This window comes from Pseudomonas sp. R84, from assembly GCF_009834515.1.
Lineage (GTDB): Bacteria > Pseudomonadota > Gammaproteobacteria > Pseudomonadales > Pseudomonadaceae > Aquipseudomonas.
Genome location: NZ_CP019426.1, coordinates 5,681,589 through 5,700,425 on the forward strand (window position 1 = coordinate 5,681,589; position 18,837 = coordinate 5,700,425).

General features: G+C 60.7%; 19 protein-coding genes. 9 read left to right on the forward strand and 10 right to left on the reverse strand.

All coding sequences use genetic code 11. The annotated features are described in order from the left end of the window. Position 1 precedes the first annotated feature (1 nt). Positions 2 to 1,063 carry a Gfo/Idh/MocA family oxidoreductase gene (locus PspR84_RS25140; protein ID WP_160059509.1) on the reverse strand — a complete coding sequence of 354 codons (1,062 nt, stop codon included), beginning with the start codon at positions 1,061 to 1,063 and terminating at the stop codon, positions 2 to 4. Between the two features lie 243 nt (positions 1,064 to 1,306). After that, entirely contained in the window at positions 1,307 to 2,083 is a 777-nt protein-coding gene (locus PspR84_RS25145; protein ID WP_160059510.1) for an IclR family transcriptional regulator, read from the reverse strand. Between the two features lie 177 nt (positions 2,084 to 2,260). Here PspR84_RS25145 and PspR84_RS25150 point away from each other — a divergent pair, with 177 nt between their 5' ends. The 4 genes from PspR84_RS25150 (at position 2,261) to PspR84_RS25165 (ending at position 6,849) form a co-directional block, all read left to right on the forward strand. Then, positions 2,261 to 4,000 carry an FAD-dependent oxidoreductase gene (locus PspR84_RS25150; RefSeq protein WP_160059511.1) on the forward strand — a complete coding sequence of 580 codons (1,740 nt, stop codon included), beginning with the start codon at positions 2,261 to 2,263 and terminating at the stop codon, positions 3,998 to 4,000. After that, a complete protein-coding gene (locus PspR84_RS25155; protein ID WP_160059512.1) occupies positions 3,984 to 4,817 on the forward strand; it encodes an aldo/keto reductase in 834 nt (277 codons plus the stop codon). The genes PspR84_RS25150 and PspR84_RS25155 overlap by 17 nt, the downstream gene beginning before the upstream one ends. A 193-nt stretch (positions 4,818 to 5,010) precedes the next feature. Next, the gene (locus tag PspR84_RS25160; protein WP_150706854.1) at positions 5,011 to 5,898 is read left to right on the forward strand and encodes a neutral zinc metallopeptidase; all 888 of its coding nucleotides are present in this window, start codon (positions 5,011 to 5,013) and stop codon (positions 5,896 to 5,898) included. After that, entirely contained in the window at positions 5,899 to 6,849 is a 951-nt protein-coding gene (locus PspR84_RS25165; protein WP_160059513.1) for an alpha/beta hydrolase, read from the forward strand. Positions 6,850 to 6,964: 115 nt separating this feature from the next. Here PspR84_RS25165 and PspR84_RS25170 read toward each other — a convergent pair whose 3' ends face one another. The 3 genes from PspR84_RS25170 to PspR84_RS25180 all read right to left on the reverse strand — a co-directional run bounded on the left by PspR84_RS25170 (position 6,965) and on the right by PspR84_RS25180 (position 9,105). Beyond that, entirely contained in the window at positions 6,965 to 7,558 is a 594-nt protein-coding gene (locus PspR84_RS25170) for an HAD family hydrolase (protein ID WP_160059514.1), read from the reverse strand. Further along, positions 7,555 to 8,424 (reverse strand): acyl-CoA thioesterase II, encoded by an 870-nt coding sequence (gene tesB, locus PspR84_RS25175; RefSeq protein ID WP_003228466.1) that lies wholly within the window; start codon positions 8,422 to 8,424, stop codon positions 7,555 to 7,557. The genes PspR84_RS25170 and tesB overlap by 4 nt, the downstream gene beginning before the upstream one ends. A 111-nt stretch (positions 8,425 to 8,535) precedes the next feature. After that, positions 8,536 to 9,105: a GNAT family N-acetyltransferase gene (locus PspR84_RS25180; RefSeq protein WP_160059515.1), complete on the reverse strand. Its 570-nt coding sequence runs from the start codon at positions 9,103 to 9,105 to the stop codon at positions 8,536 to 8,538. 82 nt (positions 9,106 to 9,187) lie between these two features. On the opposite strand from PspR84_RS25180, the gene PspR84_RS25185 reads away from it, so the two are divergent. Then, positions 9,188 to 10,108 carry a histone deacetylase gene (locus PspR84_RS25185; RefSeq protein WP_160059516.1) on the forward strand — a complete coding sequence of 307 codons (921 nt, stop codon included), beginning with the start codon at positions 9,188 to 9,190 and terminating at the stop codon, positions 10,106 to 10,108. Positions 10,109 to 10,302: 194 nt separating this feature from the next. Beyond that, a complete protein-coding gene (locus PspR84_RS25190; protein ID WP_160059517.1) occupies positions 10,303 to 11,538 on the forward strand; it encodes a TIGR03862 family flavoprotein in 1,236 nt (411 codons plus the stop codon). 187 nt (positions 11,539 to 11,725) lie between these two features. Here the strand turns inward: PspR84_RS25190 and PspR84_RS25195 are convergent, their stop codons facing one another. Both PspR84_RS25195 and yedA read right to left on the reverse strand, forming a co-directional pair. Next, positions 11,726 to 13,063 (reverse strand): DEAD/DEAH box helicase, encoded by a 1,338-nt coding sequence (locus tag PspR84_RS25195; protein ID WP_016986155.1) that lies wholly within the window; start codon positions 13,061 to 13,063, stop codon positions 11,726 to 11,728. 52 nt (positions 13,064 to 13,115) lie between these two features. After that, the gene (gene yedA / locus PspR84_RS25200; RefSeq protein ID WP_160059518.1) at positions 13,116 to 14,051 is read right to left on the reverse strand and encodes a drug/metabolite exporter YedA; all 936 of its coding nucleotides are present in this window, start codon (positions 14,049 to 14,051) and stop codon (positions 13,116 to 13,118) included. A 162-nt stretch (positions 14,052 to 14,213) separates the two neighbouring features. On the opposite strand from yedA, the gene PspR84_RS25205 reads away from it, so the two are divergent. Beyond that, on the forward strand, positions 14,214 to 14,666 hold the full coding sequence (locus PspR84_RS25205; protein WP_095048752.1) for an Lrp/AsnC family transcriptional regulator: 453 nt from the start codon (positions 14,214 to 14,216) through the stop codon (positions 14,664 to 14,666). Between the two features lie 134 nt (positions 14,667 to 14,800). Here the strand turns inward: PspR84_RS25205 and PspR84_RS25210 are convergent, their stop codons facing one another. The 3 genes from PspR84_RS25210 to PspR84_RS25220 all read right to left on the reverse strand — a co-directional run bounded on the left by PspR84_RS25210 (position 14,801) and on the right by PspR84_RS25220 (position 16,818). After that, positions 14,801 to 15,406: a 3'-5' exonuclease gene (locus PspR84_RS25210; RefSeq protein WP_160059519.1), complete on the reverse strand. Its 606-nt coding sequence runs from the start codon at positions 15,404 to 15,406 to the stop codon at positions 14,801 to 14,803. 35 nt (positions 15,407 to 15,441) lie between these two features. After that, positions 15,442 to 15,921: an NYN domain-containing protein gene (locus PspR84_RS25215; protein ID WP_007949802.1), complete on the reverse strand. Its 480-nt coding sequence runs from the start codon at positions 15,919 to 15,921 to the stop codon at positions 15,442 to 15,444. Positions 15,922 to 16,059: 138 nt separating this feature from the next. Beyond that, positions 16,060 to 16,818, reverse strand: a complete 759-nt coding sequence (locus PspR84_RS25220) for a DUF2076 domain-containing protein (protein WP_160060142.1) — start codon at positions 16,816 to 16,818, stop codon at positions 16,060 to 16,062. A 178-nt stretch (positions 16,819 to 16,996) separates the two neighbouring features. Between PspR84_RS25220 and PspR84_RS25225 the strand changes: the two genes are divergently transcribed. Beyond that, positions 16,997 to 17,671, forward strand: coding sequence for a YciC family protein (locus tag PspR84_RS25225; RefSeq protein ID WP_160059520.1), 675 nt, complete (start codon positions 16,997 to 16,999; stop codon positions 17,669 to 17,671). 75 nt (positions 17,672 to 17,746) lie between these two features. Next, positions 17,747 to 18,826: an endonuclease/exonuclease/phosphatase family protein gene (locus PspR84_RS25230; RefSeq protein WP_160059521.1), complete on the forward strand. Its 1,080-nt coding sequence runs from the start codon at positions 17,747 to 17,749 to the stop codon at positions 18,824 to 18,826. Positions 18,827 to 18,837 lie beyond the last annotated feature (11 nt).

An 18,837-nucleotide genomic window follows, 5' to 3' on the forward strand; every position in this document is an offset into this window, starting at 1 on the left:
TTCAAGCCTCGACCAGTGCAGGGGCGCAGGCTCGACCGGTAGCGGCAGCCTCGCGAATGGCTTCAATCAACGCAAGGGTGCGGGCGGCATCGGCAGCGCTGACCAGCGGCTCGACTTCACGCCGCGCCACACGTACGAAATGCTGTAACTGCAAGCGTAAAGCGTCGTCACCGCTGTAGGACTCTTCGACCATCAACAAGGGTTCATGCCAACCGGCGTCGACCTGATCAGCGGCGTAATGCCAACGCTTGAGTTGCGGAATGCTCAAGGCGCCAGCAGTCCCGGCCAACAGATAACACGGCTGATCGGCCTGACGCGGATAGACCGGGTTCTCACCGGAATCCAGCTCCCAACTCCATGGCGCCGCCACTGCATCGGACCCGCTCAGGGTTCCCAAGGTGCCACCTTCGAATTGCAGCAACACCGCCGCGCTGTCTTCGTTGGCGAACCCGCGCACGGTGTTGTCGGTGATCGCTTGCACCGAGCGCACCTCACCGCACAGATGCCGTAACAGATCGAGGTCGTGAATCAGATTGGTCAGCAACATCCCGGCGCCCGGTTCGCGGCGCCACGGGATCTCGAAGTAACTGTCGGGTTTGCGCAACTGGAACAGCGCGGTCACCGTGGTCAGCCGCCCGAGCGCCCCGCTCTGCACTAATTCATGAGCGCGAACGATCAGTGGGTTGTGGCGCCGATGATGGCCGACCAGCACCGGCACGCCGCTGCTTTTGACCGCCGCGACTAGCTCGCGCGCTTCATCCAGGTGCACCCCGACCGGTTTTTCCAGCAACACCGGCACACCCGCCGCCAGGCAATCGAGCGCGGTGCTGACGTGTTGATTATTCGGATTGGCGACGATCACCGCGTCTGGCCTGATCTGCTCGAGCATCTGACGGTGATCGGCGAAATGCCTTACACCCCAATCAGCCGCAAGCGCTGCGGCTTGCGGCCCGGGATCAGCCACTGCGCACAGCGTCGCTTCGCTGAGGGTTTGCAGATGCCGATAATGTTGCTGGCCCATATTGCCGGCGCCGATCAGGGCGATTCGAAGGGGCGAATTCAAGGTGCGGTCCTCTTGTGATTGTTCTCGGAATAACACTCCACAAACAATTTAGAACCGAGTTCCAGAATCAAACACCCATCCATCTCAAAAACGTGCGAACACCGCACAACTTCGTGGACAACAAAAATCCCCTGTAGGAGTGAGCCTGCTCGCGATCACGGTGTGTCAGCCAACATTAATGCCAGCTGATACACCGCGATCGCGAGCAGGCTCACTCCTACAAGGGCACTGCGTGAATTCGGATTAGATAAACAGTTCTGAGGCCAGGCTTGCTGCTGATAATTCTTCGGTGAATGTCAGCAACAACGGCGCCAGTTCATGCAACCGTGCCCCCGGCATCCGCGCACTCGGTCCGGCAATACTCAGTACGCCGATCACCCGACCATCCGTTGGATGCTTCACCACCGCCGCAATCGCCGAAGTGCCGACTGCCGAGCTCTCCTCGACCCAGGCATACCCCTGCTCGCGGGCCAGGCGCAGGCGTTCCAGCAACTCGATATTCGAGCGCGGCGCATTCGGCCCGACGCCCACCGGCACCTCCGCCGCCTGCCGCTCGACCAGCGACAACGCCTCGGCATCGCTCATGCACGCCAGCCACGCATGCCCGGACGCGGTGTAGAACAGCGGCGCATCGCGGCCCATGTCCGGGTCGTAACGCAGACCGCTGCGCGCGCCCTGCGCCTTGGCGATCCAGGTCTGGCGCTCGCCATCGATGACGCCCAAACGCACCAGTTCGCCGGTTTCCTGCGCCAGTCGATCAAGCACTGGCTGGACGATATCGGCACCGCTGCTCGACAAATACTGGAAGCCCATCGCGACGAGTTTGGTCGACAGGTGATAACGCAAGGTTTCCGCATTCTGGCGCACGTAGCCCAGGCGAATCAGCTCGGCGAGCAAGCGGTGCGTCGCGCTTTTGGGGATATCCAGTTGCTCTGCCAGCGTCTGCATCGGCAGCCCGCGCGGATCACTGGTAAGGGTTTCCAGCACACTGAAAACCCGTTCGATTTGACTGCCGGCCATGGGGATATCCAAAGGAAATTTTGCCGATTCTAGAAGACATCCGCGGTAAAGCGAAATCTGGAACCGGTTGTTCGATAACCGCCCGCTTTGTTGAATCACGGCTTGTCGTGCTACGCCAGCACTGGTTATTTTCTGGAATCAAATTCCAAAAACAATTCATCGCTGGAGCGTTGTTTGATGTCTGCCGAACTCCCTGATATCGACTGCGACGTATTGGTCGTCGGTTCTGGCGCCGCCGGGTTGTCGGCCGCCGTCACCGCCGCGTGGCATGGCTTGAAAGTCATCGTCGTCGAAAAGGATCCGCTGTTCGGTGGCGCCACGGCCTGGTCCGGGGGCTGGGCGTGGGTGCCGTGCAATCCGCTGGCCCGTCGGGCCGGCATCGTCGAAGACATCGAACAACCGCGCACCTATTTGCGCCATGAACTGGGCGAGCACTTTGACCCGGCAATGATCGATGCCTTTCTTGAAGCCGGGCCGTGCATGGTCGCGTTTTTTGAGCAGCACACCGCGTTGCAATTTGCTGATGGCAACGCCATTGCCGACATTCATGGCGACACGCCGGGCGCTGGCACTGGCGGTCGCTCGGTCATCGCGGCGCCTTACGACGGACGCAAGGTCGGACGCCTGCTCAAGCGCCTTCGTACAACGATGCGCGAAACGTCCTTCATGGGCATGCCGATCATGGCCGGGGCGGATCTGTCGGCATTCCTCAATCTGACGCGGTCGCTGAAAGCGGCATGGCATGTGACCTGGCGCTTTACTCGGCATCTGCTTGATCTCGCCGTGCATGGCCGGGCGATGCAACTGGTCAACGGCGTGGCGCTGGTGGCAAGGCTGGCGAAGTCCGCCGAAGACCTTGGCGTTCTGCTCTGGGAATCAGCGCCTGTAACGGCATTGCTGCGTGATGGCTCGCGCGTCTCGGGTGCAGTGATCAACACCCGCAAAGGCCCGGTCCGCATTCATGCCCGCAAAGCCGTGGTGCTCGCCACTGGTGGTTTTGCCAATGACATCGAGCGGCGCAAAGCCCTGTTTCCGCACACGCCGACCGGTCACGAGCATTGGGCGCTACCACCGCTGGCCGTCAACGGCGATGGTTTGCGCCTGGGCGAAAGCGTCGGTGCACGGGTCAATACCGATGTGGCTTCGCCCGTGGCGTGGGCGCCGGTATCGCAAGTGCCACATTCCGACGGCAGCACCGGCCATTTCCCACACATCATCGAGCGCGGCAAACCCGGGATCATCGGCGTGCTGTGTAACGGCCAGCGCTTCGTCAACGAAGCCAACGGTTATTACGATTACGTCAGCGCGATGGTCGCCGCCGCGCCGGAAGGTGAAGAAGTCGCCTCCTGGCTGATCTGCACCCGCGCCTTTCAACGGCGTTATGGACTGGGCATATCGCGGCCATTTCCGCTGCCGGTGTCAGAATTTATCCGCAGCGGCTATCTGAAAAGCGGCAACACCATTGAAGAATTGGCCCGCGCCTGCGGCATCGACCCGAGCGGATTGCGCGAGACCGTGGACGACTACAACCGCCATGCCCGCCACGGCGAAGACCCTTTGTTCGGACGCGGCACCACACCTTACAACCGCAAACAGGGTGATCCGGCGAACCTTCCCAACCCCTGCGTTGCCCCAATAGACACCGGTCCGTTCTATGCCGTGAAAGTCCAGCCGGGCTGCTTCGGCACCTTCGCCGGACTCAAGGTCAACGCCCACGCGCAAGTGCTGGACGCCCACCAACAGCCCATCGCCGGCCTCTACGCAGCAGGTGGCGACATGGCCAGCATCATGGGCGGCCACTACCCGGCGGGCGGTATCAACCTCGGCCCGGCGCTGACTTTCGGTTACATCGCCGCCCGGCACATTGCCGGCATGACTGCTTTCGAACAGGAGATCGACCATGCAGCACATCGTTAACGCCCAAGGTTTGAACATGCCGAAGCTGGGCCTCGGCACCTGGCCGATGCTCGGTGACGAATGCACCCGCGCCGTGGAGCAAGCGCTGGACCTGGGTTATCGACACATCGACACGGCAGCGGCCTACAACAACGAGGACGCGGTCGGACAAGCACTGGCGAATACCTCGACACCGCGCGAGCAGATTCATGTCACCAGCAAGGTCTGGTGGGATCAGCTGCAACCCGACGCGATGCGCCACTCCATGGACCGCAGCCTCACTGCTTTGCGCAGTGACTATGTCGACCTGTTCATGATTCATTGGCCGACCACCGACTGGGACCTGCCACGCACCCTCGCCACGTTGGCCTCGTTCAAGGAGCAAGGCCTGGCGCGCAACATCGGCGTGGCGAATTTTCCTCTGCCGTTGCTGCGCAAAGTCGTCGAGGAATACGGCATCGGTCTGTCAGCGATTCAGGTTGAATACCACGTCCTGCTCGGCCAAAACGCTCTGCTCGACTACGCCCGTCAACACGACATGGCACTGACGGCCTACACGCCACTGGCACGCAACAAGGTCTCGGACATCCCGCAGATTCAACAGATCGCCCAAAAGCACGGCGTGCTGCCGACCCAGGTCGCATTGAAATGGTTGCTCGACCAACCCAACGTCGCAGCGATTCCCAAGGCCAGCAGCCGCACCAATCAACTGGCCAACCTCGCCTCGCTGAAAGTCGAACTCGACGATGAAGACCGCGCATTGATTGCCGCACTGCCGAAAAATCAACGCCAGGTCAGCCCGGATTTCGCACCGCAGTGGGATGCGTTTGATCGCTGATTGATAATCCAGCGATAGAAATCTTGCGCGGGATTGAATTTGCCTCGCGCCAGACCGTCAATAACAGGCCCGACCTCGTCAACACGAGGCCGGGCCTGTTTGCGTGTGTGCGAATAGACGGACGACCGGACTGGCGCCACACTCACACAACAGCAACACTCATCACCACCCGATACACACAGAGGATTCCCACATGCTATGGAAAAAAGGCCGACGCAGTGACAACGTCGTCGACGCCCGTGGTGATGATGCCGGCGGTGGCGGCGGCATGCGGTTCGGCGGCGGCAAAGGCCTGAGTCTGGGGGCCATCCTGCTGATCGTCGGTATTGGCTGGATCACCGGGCAGGACCCAATGCAGATCCTCGGTCAGCTCGCCGGGCAATCCACACAGCAATCGGCGCCTACCTCGCAAACCCGTCAGGCACCGCCGGCCAACGATGAACAGGCCGAATTCGTCCGCTCGATCCTCGGCGATACCGAAGACACCTGGGGCACGATTTTCCAGCAGGCCGGGCGCCAATATAAAGATCCGACCCTGGTGCTGTTCAGCAACCGGGTCAATTCCGCCTGTGGTCTGGCCACCTCGGCAACCGGCCCGTTCTATTGCCCCGCCGACCAGAAGGTCTATCTGGACATGGCGTTCTTTCAGGAAATGTCGCAACGCTTCAAGGCGGCCGGCGACTTTGCCCAGGCTTACGTGATCGCTCACGAAGTCGGACACCACGTGCAGACACTTCTCGGCGTCTCGGCGAAAATTCAGACAGCCCGCCAGCAAGGCCGGCAGATGGAAGGCGATGGCGGCTTGCTGGTGCGTCAGGAATTGCAGGCTGACTGCCTCGCGGGTGTCTGGGCCTACAGCGCACAGAAGCGTTTGAACTGGCTGGAACCGGGCGACATCGAAGAGGCCTTGAACGCGGCCAACGCCATCGGTGATGATCGCCTGCAACAACAGGGTCAGGGCCGTGTGGTGCCGGACTCGTTTACTCACGGTACGTCGGCGCAAAGGGTGCGCTGGTTCAAAACCGGATTCGCGCAGGGCCAGGTCGGCCAGTGCGACACCTTCGCGGCGAAAAACCTGTAAATGCATAAATGGCTTTTGGCGTTACTGATCGTTGGCAGCACCGCGCACGCCGCTGGTGTCGATGCGATCAGCCCCGGTCGTTTGCAACTCAAGGCCGGGGAAATGGCGGTGGGTATTGGCCCCGCGCCAGAAAAAATCGAGCGCGTGCTGATCGTCATTCATGGCCGCTTGCGCAACGCGGAAACCTATCGCAAAAGCGCCGAGAGCGCCGCCGAACTGGCCGGGCAAAGTGCGCACACACTGGTGATCGCGCCGCAGTTTCTCAATGAAAGCGATGTCGCGCTGTACTCGCTCCCCGCCACCTTGCTGCGCTGGCAAGGCAACGAGTGGATGGGCGGCGGCTTATCCACAGGGCCAAATCCGTTGAGTTCCTATGCGGCGCTCGACGAAATCATCGGACGGATCAGCGATCGCAAACAATTTCCGGACGTGAAGCAGATCGTAATCTTCGGTCATTCCGGCGGCGGCCAGGTTGTACAGCGCTATGCCCTGCTGGCCAAGGATCAACCGGCGCTGAAGGCCAACGGCATTGGTTTGCGCTATGTGGTGGCCAATCCGTCTTCTTATGCCTACTTCAATGAACAAAGGCCGGTGGCGTTCGATCACGCCAAGTGCGCGGGTTTCAATCGCTGGAAGTACGGTCTGTCAGACATGCCTGTGTACGCCGGTGGGCAAACGCCGTTGCAGCTTGAGAGCAGTTACGTCAAACGCGAGGTGATTTATCTGCTGGGGCAGCAGGATATTGATCCCAAGCATCCGGCGCTGGACAAGCGCTGTGAAGCCGAAGCGCAGGGTGCGTATCGCCTGGAGCGTGGGAAGTTGTACTTTGGCTATTTGCTGCGCCGCCATCCCGAGGGCGTCAATCAGCGGCTGGTGGAAGTGCCCGGGGTCGGGCATAACGGCGATGGCATGCTGACCTCGCCGGAGGGGCAGAAGGCGTTGTTTGAATAAGTTTTGTGCTGATTGATCTGACGCTATCGCGAGCAGGCTCACTCCTACAGGGGAACGCATTCCAATTGTAGGAGTGAGCCTGCTCGCGAAGAGGTCAGCTCAGGCACCAAAGATTTCAGGCCAGAAGCATCCGCCGCAACTCGACACAATCCTTCGCATGCCAATCGGCCAACTCGGGCCACGGGTTATCCGGCAGATTCACCAACACCGTGCGCGCCCCCGCCGCTCGTCCGCAATCCAGATCAAAGCGGTAATCACCGACCATCACCATCGCGCTGGCCGGCACTTCCCAGGCCTCAGCCAGTTTCAGCAAACCGCCCGGATGCGGCTTCGGCGGCGCTTCGTCGCGGCCCAGCACATCTTCCACCGCAAAGCAGTCAGCCAATCCAATCGCTTGCAGCGTCACGTGCGCCAGTTCCCGCGCATTGCGGGTCAAGATGCCGAGGCGATAGCCCCGCGCGTGCAGATCACGCACCAGCTCTACCGCCCCGGTCGCCGGGGTCGAGCCCAGCGCCAGATCGCGTTCGTGCTCGAGCAACCACGCATGCTTGGCCGCCGCCTCATCCGCCGGCAACGCGGCGAGATGCGTAAGGATGTCGTCCTGCGGCGGAATCGCCAATGCCACGCGAATCGCCGCAAAGTCATGCACGGCGACGGTCAGCGTGCCGTCCATGTCGAACACCCAGTGCTTAACCTCTTTCAGGCTCATGCCCAATCCTTGCGATGGCGGATCAAACCTTCCTGCGTCACCGAAGCCACCAATTGCCCGGCGCGGTTGTACACGCTGCCACGGGAGAACCCACGGGAATTGCCGGCCCACGGACTGTCCATCGCGTAGAGCAACCAGTCATCGGCGCGCAGATCATTATGGAACCACAGCGCGTGATCAAGGCTGGCGACCTGCATGTCTTTCTGCCACACCGATTTGCCGTGAGGCAGCATCGAGGTGGTCAGCAGGCCAAAGTCCGAAGCGTAGGCCAGCAGGTATTTGTGCAGCGCCGGGATGTCGGCCAATGCGCCGTCGGCACGGAACCACACGTACTTCACCGGATCGGCCGGCTGCGGGTTGTACGGGTCTTTTTCGGTGACCGGGCGTACTTCGATCGGTTTCGGGCACAGCAGTTTTTCGCGCATGTGTTCCGGTATCAGGTGCGCGCGTTGCTGGGTCAATTCCAGCTCCGACGGCAGGTTCTCCGGACCGACCACTACGGGCATCTGGCTCTGATGCTCGAAGCCTGCTTCGTCATACTGAAACGACGCGCTGCAGGTGAAGATCGGGTGGCCCTTCTGGATCGCCGTGACCCGACGAGTGCTGAAACTGCCGCCATCGCGCACGCGATCAACCGAGTAAACCACCGGCAACTTGGCATCGCCCGGACGCAGGAAATAGCCGTGCATCGAATGCACATGGCGCGCCTCTTCAACCGTCTGACTGGCCGCCGACAGCGACTGGCCGAGCACCTGACCGCCGAACAACTGGCGGAAACCCAGGTCCTGGCTACGGCCACGGAACAGGTTTTCTTCGATCGGTTCCAGGGTCAGCAAGTCGACCAGATCTTCCAACACTTGGCTCATTCAGACTCTCCTCACACAAAGCACTATGCCGCGCAGTCTTGGCTGCGGCGGCCGATTCAGATTCTGGCGCGGGCCAATGATATGGCGGCCATTGTAAACGTCCGTGTCGGCTTATCCATGCAAGGTTTGCAGCCATTGTTCCCGGGTGATGCGATACAGCACGTGCCTGCGCAAGGAGTGATCGGCGGCCAGTTTCGGGTGATCGAAATCATCTTCCGGAGCGTGATGCATGCCAATCGCCTGCATGACTTTCTCCGACGGCAGATTGGATTGCGCAGTGAAGGAGACGATTTCCTTCAGCGCCAATCGATCAAAGCCGCAACGCAGAGCGGTCCACGCCGCTTCACTGGCATAGCCCAGACCCCAATGTTCCTTGGCCAGGCGCCAACCGATTTCCACCGCCGGCGTGAACGGTGCATCGAAACCGACCACACCGAGCCCGGTGAAACCGATGAATTCACCGCTGTCCTTACGCTCCAGCGCCCACAAGCCGAAACCATGCTCGGCAAAATGCCCACGCACGCGGCCGATCATCGAGGCGCTTTCCAATCGGCTCAACGGCGCCGGAAAATAACGCATGACTTGAGGATCGGCGCACATCGCGGCAAATGCCGGCAAATCCTCGTCCTGCCACTGACGCATCAGCAAGCGCGCGCTCTCAAGTTCCAGTATCGGCTCCATAGTGCCCCTCCGTTTCCATGCCGCAAGTCTACATCGCTGGTAGGATCCTTCACTCTTTCCTACGTTCCTACATGAATTCGCCATGCCACTGCCGCTGATCTACCACGAAGACTACAGCCCCGAGTTTCCGGCGGATCACCGCTTCCCGATGGACAAGTTTCGTTTGCTGCGCGACCACCTGGTGGACAGTGGTCTGACCCGCGATGCCGACCTGCTGCGCCCGGAGATCTGCCCCAACGACATCCTCGCCCTCGCCCATGACCGTGGGTATATCGAACGCTACATGAGCGGCGAGTTGTCCCGCGAAGACCAGCGGCGTCTTGGCCTGCCGTGGAACGAAGCCTTGGCGCGACGCACGGTGCGCGCGGTCGGCGGTTCGATTCTGGCCGCGGAGAAAGCCCTGGAGCATGGTTTGGCCTGCCATTTGGCCGGCGGCACTCATCATGCGCATTACGACTACCCGGCGGGGTTCTGCATCTTCAATGACCTGGCGATCATCAGCCATTACCTGCTGCAAAGCGGTCGGGTCAATCGCGTGCTGATCTTTGATTGCGATGTGCATCAGGGCGACGGCACCGCGCGGATCCTGCATGACACGCCGGAGGCGATTACCGTTTCCCTGCACTGCGAGAAGAATTTTCCTGCACGCAAAGCGCAAAGTGACTGGGACATTCCACTGCCCAAAGGCATGGGCGATGCCGACTATTTGAAAGTGGTCGACGACACACTCAATTACCTGCTGCCGCTGTATCAACCGGACCTGGTGCTGTACGACGCTGGTGTCGATGTACACAAGGACGACGCCCTCGGTTATCTACAACTGACGGACGCAGGCGTCGCTGCTCGTGATGAAAGCGTGATTCGCCATTGCCTGGGGCGCGATATTCCGGTGATGGGCGTGATCGGCGGCGGCTACAGCAAGGATCGCCACGCCCTCGCCCGCCGCCATGGCATTCTCCATCACAGCGCACAGCGGGTCTGGCATTCACACGGTTGTCACTGAGTTGTGCTGCGTTACCCACAATCGCTGTGGAACTGCCTGTGGATAACCTGAGTGAAAGGGACTGCAGGCCATGCTATTCATGGGCTGCAGGGCACTGATCATTTTTCAACCAAAATTTCAAGCCAACCCCACTCCTACAAAGGATCTCGGCTGTTAGAATGCGCGCCTTATCCCGCCATACCGCAGCGCACTCCATGACCCAGACTTCCGCCTCCTCCCCCGCTCACGTCGCCATCATCGGCGGTGGCCCCGCCGGCCTGATGGCCGCTGAAGTGCTGAGCCAGGCCGGAATCCGCGTCGATCTCTACGATGGCATGCCCTCGGTGGGCCGCAAGTTCCTGCTGGCCGGCGTCGGCGGGATGAACATCACCCACTCCGAAGCCTACCCGGCATTCCTCTCGCGCTACGCCGAGCGCGCGCCGCAGATTGCCCCGCTGCTGCGCGGTTTCGATGCCGATGCGTTGTGCACGTGGATTCATGATCTGGGCATCGAAACCTTTATCGGCAGCTCCGGCCGCGTGTTCCCCACCGACATGAAAGCTGCCCCGCTACTGCGCGCCTGGCTCAAACGCCTGCGCGACAGCGGCGTAGTTATCCACACCCGCCACCGCTGGCTCGGCTGGGATGAACACGGCGCGCTGCGCATCGACAGCCCGGAAGGTGAAATCACCGTCAAACCCGACGCCACCCTGCTCGCCCTCGGCGGTGGCAGTTGGTCGCGGCTCGGTTCGGACGGCGCTTGGATGCTGCCACTGGAACAACGCGGTGTAGGACTGGCGCCGTTGCAGCCGAGTAATTGCGGCTTTGAAGTGCAGGCCTGGAGCGAATTGATGGTCAGTAAATTCGCCGGCGCGCCGCTGAAAAATATCGCCATCGGTTTGAACGACGACGTTCCGCGCTTGGGCGAATGCGTGATCACCGCGACAGGGATTGAAGGCAGTCTGATTTATGCGCTGTCGGCGCCGATTCGTGAGGCGATCAATCAGCATGGCGCGGCGGTTATTCACATTGATCTGTTGCCCGGCCGGCCTGTGGATAAATTGCAGACGGCGTTGAGCAAGCCACGTGGCTCGCGGTCGATGGCCAAGCATCTGCACAGTCAGGTCGGGATTGATGGGGTGAAAGCGGCGCTGTTGCGCGAACTGACCGATGCAGCAACTTTCGCCGACCCAGCGCTATTGGCCCGGGCGATCAAGGCACTGCCGCTGACGTTAGTGAAAACGCGGCCATTGGACGAGGCGATCAGCAGTGCCGGGGGCGTGACGTTCGAGGCGGTGGATGAGCGCTTGATGCTCAAGGCGTTGCCGGGGGTGTTCTGCGCGGGGGAGATGCTAGATTGGGAAGCGCCAACGGGCGGGTATTTGCTGACCGGGTGTTTTGCCAGCGGGCGGGCGGCGGGATTGGGTATTGTGCAGTGGCTGAAAAGCTAAACCCTCACCCCAGCCCTCTCCCAGAGGGAGAGGGGACCGACCGAGGTGTCTGGCGTCATCCGTCGACGTGAAAGACCGAGTCGATTATGGATTCACAGCCGTAGGATCAGGTCGGCGTAATTCGCGAGCATCCCCCAATCAGTCCCCTCTCCCTTGGGGAGAGGGTTAGGGTGAGGGGCTTTTGACCTTAAGGCTTACGCTTACGAGGCCCCGTGTTGAACACCGGCACTTTCCGCACAGGCTTGATCGAAGGCTCCGGCGCCTGCGTCTCGCCGCTGTCGACCCACTTGCCCAGATTGCGCTTGCCGCCACCACCCGAAGCTTTCGGCTTCTTCGGTTTCTTCGGCTTCTTGATCACCTGACCACTGGCATCGGTGTCCGGCACACGATGCTCAGGTTCGAAATCAGGTTCGTTCTGACGCTTCAATGTCTGCCGCGTCAGCATCTCGATTGCCGACAACATGTTCACTTCATCCGCGCACACCAGCGAAATCGCCTCACCGGTTGCGCCAGCACGGCCAGTACGGCCGATGCGGTGAATGTAGTCTTCAGCCACGATCGGCAGATCGAAGTTGATCACCAGCGGCAGATCTTCGATGTCCAGACCTCGCGCAGCAACGTCGGTGGCCACGAGAATCTGCACTTCACTGAGCTTGAAACGATCCAGCGCGCGCTGACGGGTTGCTTGCGGTTTATCACCATGAATACCGTCAGCATTCACGCCCAGGCCCTGGAGTTTTTCCACCAGCGCATCCACACCGTTGCGGGTCTTGGCGAACACCAGCACCTGCTTCCACTTGTTCTTGCGCATCAAATGCACGAACAGCTCGGCTTTGCGCTTCTTGTCCACCGTGACGATCCACTGCTTGACCGTGTTGGCAGCGACGTTGCGCGGGCTGACTTCGACGGTCAGCGGATCGTTGAGCATCTGCCCGGCCAGCAGGCGAATGTCATCGGAGAAGGTCGCGGAGAACAGCAGGGTCTGGCGCTTCTTCGGCAGCATGCGGTAAATGTTCGCCAGTTCTTCGGAGAAGCCCAGGTCGAGCATACGATCGGCTTCATCCAGCACCAGAGTCTGCAACTGATCGAGTTTCAGCGCGTTCTGGCGGAACAGGTCGATCAGGCGACCAGGCGTGGCGACCAGCACATCGACGCCGCCGCGCAACTTCATCATTTGCGGGTTGATGCTGACGCCGCCGTAAACCGCGTACGTGCGCAGCGGCAGGTTTTCGGCGTACTGGCGCACAGACTCATGAACCTGCTCGGCCAGCTCGCGGGTCGGCACCAGAATCAGCGCACGCGCCGAATTGGCAGCGACTTTCGGCCCTTCCATGGCCAACAACTGCAGCAGTGGCAAGGCGAAACCGGCAGTTTTGCCGGTACCGGTCTGAGCCGCTGCCATCAGGTCACGACCGGCCAGCACGGCCGGAATGGCTTGCGCCTGAACCGGCGTCGGGGTCTGGTAGCCGAGCGTCTCGAGAGAGCGCAGCAAGGGTTCGATCAGGCCAAGGGTGGCGAAAGTCATGGGAGTACCGTAGGAAAAAATAACGCAGGCATGCAATGCCGCGCAGTTTACCCTAATTCGTACGCGTTTCTGTGGGAACGGCTGTCGGCGCCACGACTGGCGGCTGTGCCGGCCGACGCCACTGCGGCAAGCCAATCAACACCACGGCGCTGATGATCACCAGCATCGCCAGCGCTTCCTCGATGCCGATGGTCTCGCCGACAAAGACAATCCCCAGCAACACCGCCACCGCCGGATTGACGTAGGCATAACTGGTCGCCGCCGCCGGACGCACGTGCTTGAGCAGGTACATGTAGGAATTGAAGGCGATGATCGAGCCGAAGAAGATCAGGTACGCCAGCGCCAGCCAGCCTTCAACCGGAGGTATCGCTTGCAGATGCTCACCACTGACGGCGCTGCCAATCAGCAACACCACACCACCGACCAGCATCTCCACCGCGCTGGCCATGGCGCCCTGCGGCAACGGCAAGTGTCTGCTCCACACCGAACCGAACGCCCAGGTCGCCGCCGCAAAAATCAGCAGCGCCGCGCCCAGCGGGCTCGATTGCAGGTTGGAGCCCATGTTGAGCATGGCAATACCAACAATCCCCAACGCCACCCCGGCCCATTCCAGCCGAGTGTTACGCGCGCCCCAGAAATATCCACAGAGCAAAGTAAACAACGGCACCGTCGCCACCGCCAATGCCGCCACCCCCGAAGCCACGCCAGTATGCTCGGCCACGCTCACCGCGCCATTACCGAAACTGAGCAGCAAAATCCCGATGATCCCCGCCGCTTTCCACTGCGCCCAGGTCGGCGCCGGTGCCCCGCGCCAGCGCAGGAAGGCGTACATCAACGAACCGGCAATCACGAAGCGCACACCACCGAGCATCAGCGGCGGCCAGCACTCGACGCCAATGCGGATCACCAGATAGGTCGACCCCCAAATCACATACAGCGCGAAAAACGCGGCGATCAGCGGCAAGGAAAAACGGCGCACGGCAGACATGGGCAGCTCGACAGTCAGATTCGGGGACTGCTTATTCTAGAAAGGCCAGAGGGCAAAAATAAGTTACAAAACCTGTTTATCAGGGCAGTACACTTTTGAAATCACGGAGATCGACGTCTTAAACCGAGATTTCGAAAGCCCGGCATTTTCAGGAGTTCAGCCTTGGATAAATACGACCGCATGCTGCTCAGCGCCCTACTCGAAAACGGTCGCGCGTCCTACGCCGACCTGGCGCGCAAGGTGAACCTCTCCGCCCCGGCCGTCGCCGAGCGCGTGGCCAAGCTTGAAGCTGCCGGGGTAATCACCGGGTACGAGGCAAAAATCGACCTGTCGAAAATCGGCCTGCCGATCCAGTGCATGATCGAATTGCGGCTGCACCAGAACGGCAGTCAGAAGGTCTACGACGAACTGGTAAAAATCCCGCAACTGACCGAGTGCTTTCGGGTCACCGGCGATCCATGCGTGATGATGAAGGCTGCGGTGGGGTCGATGACGGAGCTTGAGGAGTTGATCAATCGGGTGGCGAAGTTTGGTTTCAGCAAGACCTCGATTGTGTTGTCGAGCGCGATTGAAAAGCGCGTGCCGCTCGGTCACATCGAAAGCAACGGCAAATAGTTCAGATCACCACAGATCCAATGTAGGAGTGAGCCTGCTCGCGATTATGGTGTGTCAGTCGAAACAAATATTGACTGACACACCATAATCGCGAGCAGGCTCACTCCTACAGGGGTTGTGTGCTGGATTGGGGATCAGCGATAGCGCTGCAGATGTTCACTGACTTTCGCGGCAGGGACTTTCTGCAGTTTGCATAGCAGGTCGTGCGATAGCTCGCTTACTCCGTGCTTGTGCCGCAACTCTTCCGCCAAATGCGCCATCAGATTGGCCGCCATCTCGGCATCGGCCATTGCCCGGTGAGCCTGGCCGGTATGCGGCAAACGCGCGAACGTGGTGAGCGTACCGAGCTTGTGATTCGGCGCCGCAGGCATTAGCCGCCGCGCCAGCAGCAACGAGCAAGCAAAATTCTGCAACCGCGTACGCTTGATCCGCCCCAGCTCAAAGTCCCAGAACTTCTGGTCGAACGAGGCGTTGTGCGCCACCAGCGGCGTGCAGCCGACAAACTCATTGACCTCTTCCATGACTTTTTCGGCCGGCGGCGCGGTGCGCAGCATGGCGTTGCTGATGCCGGTCAGTTGTTCGATGAACGCGGGGACGCGCACGCCGGCGTTCATCAGGCTCTGGTAACGCTCGACAATGCGGCCGTTTTCCAGCATGACCACGGCGATTTCCGTGGCGCGACAGCTGCTGTTCGGCGAGAGGCCGGTGGTTTCAAAGTCGATGACTGCAATGCGTTCCAAACCGGGTTCTACTCCGTACAAATCAATTCTTCAGCTTAATTTTTTAACAGCAGCGCGCCTTCGATCGGCACGTAACGGCTGGCGGCGCGGATCAGCGAGTTGGCGGTCAGGCCGGGCACACCGTAGGCGACGGCTTGAACGCCGTGCTTGCTGATGATGCGTTCGAGCAGCATGTCGAAATCGCCGTCACCGGAAGCCAGGACGATTTCGTCGACGTGGTCGGCGGCGTCCATGATGTCGAGGGTGATGCCCACGTCCCAGTCGCCCTTGGCCGAGCCGTCGCTGCGCTGGATGTAGGGTTTGAGCTTCACGGTGAAACCGAGGTTGCGCAGGATCTGCTGGAACTGTTGCTGCTTGCTGTCGCCACGGTCGATCGCATAGGCGTAGGCCTCGACGATCTGCCCGTCCTTGCTGATGTCGGCCCACAATGCGGCGTAGTTGAAGTGACAACCATAAGCCTGACGCACGGTGTAGTAGAGGTTCTGCACGTCGGCGAACACTGCGATTTTTTTCACCGGAGTTCCTGTGGGCGCGCAAGCGCACGAAGCGGGATCAGGCGCCAGGCCCGAAAAAGGCGCTCAGTATGCCAGCCATCAGGAGGGTTCCGCGAATAATCGGCCCGGAGCCCCAAGGGGCTCCGGACGAATGGTGAATCAGACGAAGGAATCGTCGTCATCAAAGAAGGAAGAGTTGTCGTTGCCGTAGTCGGTGTCGGTGAAGCCGCCCTGGTCATTGCCAGAGAATCCATTGTCCGCCACACGCTGATCATCACCCCAGCCGTTGTTGCTCTGGTCGGCGACCTGCGCCGGCTCTTCCTTGATCACTTCAACGATTTCTTCCGGCTGCTGGTTGTGATGGAACAGGCTGCTGATGCCCTGCGCCAGCATCACCCCACCAGCTACACCAGCCGCAGTTTTCAAGGCGCCGCCGAGGAAGCTGCTGCCTGCCGCTGGAGCGGCTTGTTGCGCGTAGTTAGGCGGTGGCGCGCCGAAGTTCTGTTGGGGTGCAGACGCGCCGTAATTCTGCTGCGGTGCCGGTTCGCGCCAGCCGCCAGTCGAGGCCGGCGCGGCACTCTGAGTCGGCGCCGGACGCGGGCTGCCACCAAAAATGCTCGACAGGAAACCACCGCCGCCGCTCGGCGCCGGTGCGGCACTCTGGGCCTTCGCCGACTGCAACTCAGCCTGCAAACGCTGGACTTGTTGAGTCAGTTGCTTGTTCTGCTCATCGAGGCTCTTGAGCGCCGCCTCTTGCACCAGAATCGCCTGGGTCATGAAATAACCTGCCGCTGGCTGGCGGGTCAGGTGTTCCTTGATCCGCGCCTCAGCCTGGGCATCACGCGGGGCTGCCTCCGTTTCGGCCTGTTGCAGCCGGGAAAACAGTCCATCGATCAGGGTTTGCTCTTCGCTGTTCATGGCGACCTCGTAGATTGCCGGGGATAACATTGCCCTCGTCCACGTTGGCCGAGGTGCTCTCCTGTAATGGAGACGGTGACAAAACGTTTCAATGACCTTTACCGAATGTTTACGTTTGTGTCGCGCCAGCCATCATCGGTTAAAGTGAGCCACTGTTTTCGACCTGCGATACCGACTGATGAATGCCCTCGAAGTGCTGCGCGACTCTTTGTATTTTTTCAAACGCCATTTGGGCAGCATCGTGCAGTTGTGCCTGCCGCTGGTGATTTTCGAAGCATTCCTGCAACAAGTGGTCGATCACGCCAGCGGGCCGGAAAACATCTCGGCGATCAGTATCGTCGTCGGTCTGCTGGTGTATCCGCTGTACACCGCAGCGCTGATCCTGTTCCTCGATGCGCGCAGCCGTGGCGAGGCGCCGCGCAACCGTGACCTGCTGGCGATGGCCGCCACCCTGTGGCCGCGCTTCGCGTTGCTCACGGCGCTCAATACCTTGCTGATTCTGTTGGGCCTGTCGCTGTATTTCCTGCCGGGCCTGATGCTGATGGTGATGCTCGCGTTCGGCGAATACCTGCTGGTGCTGCGCGGCATGGGGCCATTGCAGGCGATGAAAGAAAGCCTGCGCCTGACCCGTGGGCATTTCTGGCGAATCCTGCTGTGCATTCTCTGTGTGATGACGCCGCTGTGGTTGCTCAAGGGCGCGACGCTGGCGGTGTACCCCGAGCCGCAGAACCCGCTGATCGCGATACTGATCGACAGCGCTCACAGTTTTCTGCAGCTGTTTACCAGTGTGGTGTTGTTCCGCCTGTTCATGCTGATCAGCGAATTGCCTGACAAACGTGACAGAGTAATCTGACCGCTCTGCGCTTGGGCTTCGAGACAGCCGTCAGGTATGCTCGGGGCCACTTTCTGTAACGCTATAAGCCGAGCCATGACCCGTCTACTGCGCTACACCCTGTTGTTTGTTGTGCTGGCCGTCGTGTTGATCGGCACGCTGATCTTCAGCCTGACATGGCGTCCCGACGCCCGCGAAACCCTGCCGGTCAGTTGCACGGGAACGCCACCGACGCTGGTGCCGGGCCAGGCGCTGAAAGTCATGACCTGGAACGTGCAGTACCTCGCAGGCAAGCGTTACGTGTTCTGGAATGATCTGGCCCAGGGCACAGATGAAGCGCCGACACTGGAAGACATGGCTTTCAGCCTCGACGAAGTGGCGCGGGTGATCCGCGACGAGCAGCCCGATGTAGTGCTGTTGCAGGAGCTCGATGACGGCGCCAAGGCCAGCGACTATCAGAACCAGCTCAAGCTGTTGCAGGAACGCGTTGCCGACCTATACCCGTGCAGTGCCAGCGCGTTTGACTGGAAAGCCGATTTCGTCCCTGATCGACACATTTTCGGCAGCGTCGGCCGGCAACTGGCAACCCTGAGCCGCTATCGCATCGAGCACGCCGAGCGCTTGCAATTGCCGGTTGCTGCGGCCAATTTCATCAGCCGTCAGTTCCAGCCGAAAGACGCCCTGCTCGCGACCAAACTGCCACTGAGCGACGGCGGGCAACTGACCGTGTTCAACACGCACCTGGAGCGTGCCAGCCAGCCCGATGACACGTTGCAGGCGCAGGTGAGCGCCGTGGCCAAAATGCTCGACAAGTACGAAAGTCAGGGCCTGCCGTGGTTGATCGGCGGCGACTTCAACCTGTTGCCGCTGGGTCAATACCGTCGTTTGCCCGCCGAGCAGCGCACGCCCTACTCCGCCGACAGCGAACTGCATCTGCTGTGGGACAAGTACCCGATGATCCCGACCAACAACGAAGCCAGCGGCATCGATCGTGCGCAGTGGCTGACCCACTACCCCAACGATCCTGGCCTGAACGGCCCGGATCGTACAGTCGACTATCTGTTTTACAGCCCGAAGATGAAACGGGTGGAAGCGAGGGTGCGTCAGGACGATACGTTGCGCATCTCCGATCATCTGCCGGTGATCGCGCGCTTCCTGCTGCCGGCGACGCCCTAGGCCGGGCTGAG